This window comes from Megalodesulfovibrio gigas DSM 1382 = ATCC 19364 (assembly GCF_000468495.1).
Lineage (GTDB): Bacteria > Desulfobacterota > Desulfovibrionia > Desulfovibrionales > Desulfovibrionaceae > Megalodesulfovibrio > Megalodesulfovibrio gigas.
This window is the reverse complement of sequence record NC_022444.1, coordinates 2,764,021-2,765,636: the sequence shown is the minus strand read 5'-3', so window position 1 is coordinate 2,765,636 and position 1,616 is coordinate 2,764,021. Positions and strand designations below refer to the sequence as shown.

The following is a 1,616-nucleotide window of genomic DNA, read 5'->3' as shown; positions in this document are numbered from 1 at the left end:
TAGCCCGCATATTGCATGAACGCCCTCATGTCCTTGGCTCAGAGGGCGTTCGTGATGTGGGTGGCAACAGAAAAGGTGAGGAACAGGTTTTTGGGCGTCGCCGCAAGGGGACGTGGACGAAATGGGGCGGCCGAACGGCGATATCGTCGCCGCAAGGCAGTTTCAGGGCGCACTGCTCCATGTTAGCTCAAGTTCACTGATAATTCAGGGGAATTTATCCAGCTCGCAGCCGGGCGGCGGCCAGGGCGAACAGTTCCTTGAAGGGATAGTTTTCCGAGAGCAGCACCTGCACCCGGCGCGAATTGCGCAGCACCGCCGCGCCAATTTTCAACAGTTTCAGGCGGATGGTATCGCAGCGGGCCTGGGCCAGCTCCGTGCCCGGCAGCGCCAGCCGGCGGATGGCCTGCAGCAACGTGTAGGCCAGGCCCGAAAGCAGCACGCGGAGCTGGTTGGGCAGCCACTTGCTGCAGCTGGTGCGGTCGGCGAAGAGGCAGAGCTGCTGCTCCTTGATGCGATTTTCCATCTCCCCGCGCGCACAATATTTTCCATATATTTCGCTTGGTTCACCGTCGAGATTGGTGACGACGTAGCGGGGGTTGGCGCCCTTTTCCAGATGCTCGGCCTTGACGATGACTCGCCGCTCGCAGTCCCAGGTGGCGGCTGCATAGCGTATCTCACCGAAAATCTTTTGTTTTTCTCTCGTCTTGACGAAACGTTCCTTCGCCTCGGTCACCAGGGGCGCGGCGGCCTCGGCCAGGCGCGAATTCTTGGCCAGCCCGAGGATGTAGCCGACGCCGCGGGAATCGCACCAACGCATGGTCTTCCAGCGACAAAAGCCGGAGTCACCGCGATAAATGATCCGCGTATTGGGCCACGCATGACGAATTCTCTTCACCAAAAGGCTGAGAATTCCCAGTGCATGCTTGGCAGGATCAATATTGCTCGGACGCAGATACGCCGCCAAGAGATGCTCGCCGCAGAAGACATAGAGTGGCAAAAAACAATAGTGGTCGTAATATCCATGAAAGAATCGTCCTTCCTGCATGCCATGGACGCGATCATCTGTGGCGTCAAAGTCGAGAATGATCTCCGCAGGCGGCGTTGCGTGGGACTCAAGAAAAACATCAACAAGCAGGGCGCTTAACGCCCAGAGGGAGGCCTTGTCCACGCGGTTTTCGAAGCGGCACAGGGTGGCGGCGCTGGCCAGTTCCACGTCGCGGCCCACGGCGGTCTGCAAGGCCGGATCGTTCCTCAATACATCGTGATCGTTGAGGTCTTCGTAGCCAAGGGCCAGGGCGTAAACCCGCTGGCGCAGCAGGGATTCCAGGCTGTGGGCGCAGCTGGCGGCGCGGCGGGAGTCGGTGCAGGCGCGGGCGGCCCGCCGCAGCAACCCGAGGGATTGGTCCGCGGCCCGGACCAACAGCCCGCCGCCGTCGGAGGTGATGGTCTGGCCGCCGAACACGGCCTGCACTTTTCGGCCTCGGCACCCTGGAAATTCGATGGCGTCTGCGCTACACTTCGTCATGGCGGGCGTCTCTTTGATTTCTAGTCTAGGCAACTGAAATCTAACAAAAAAAGAGACTGCCCGCCACTTTTTTGTGCAATATGCGGGCTAG

1 protein-coding gene is annotated in these 1,616 nt (G+C 60.0%); it reads right to left on the bottom strand.

The genetic code is table 11. The features are described 5' to 3' along the window. Positions 1 to 214: 214 nt before the first annotated feature. Positions 215 to 1,525 carry an IS1380 family transposase gene (locus tag DGI_RS12160; RefSeq protein WP_021761387.1) on the bottom strand — a complete coding sequence of 437 codons (1,311 nt, stop codon included), beginning with the start codon at positions 1,523 to 1,525 and terminating at the stop codon, positions 215 to 217. Positions 1,526 to 1,616: the final 91 nt, after the last annotated feature.

Bases quoted from the DNA above. Each gene is read 5' to 3' on its own strand.
- DGI_RS12160 (WP_021761387.1), bottom strand. From the start codon at position 1,525: ATGACGAAGTGTAGCGCAGACGCCATCGAATTTCCAGGGTGCCGAGGC.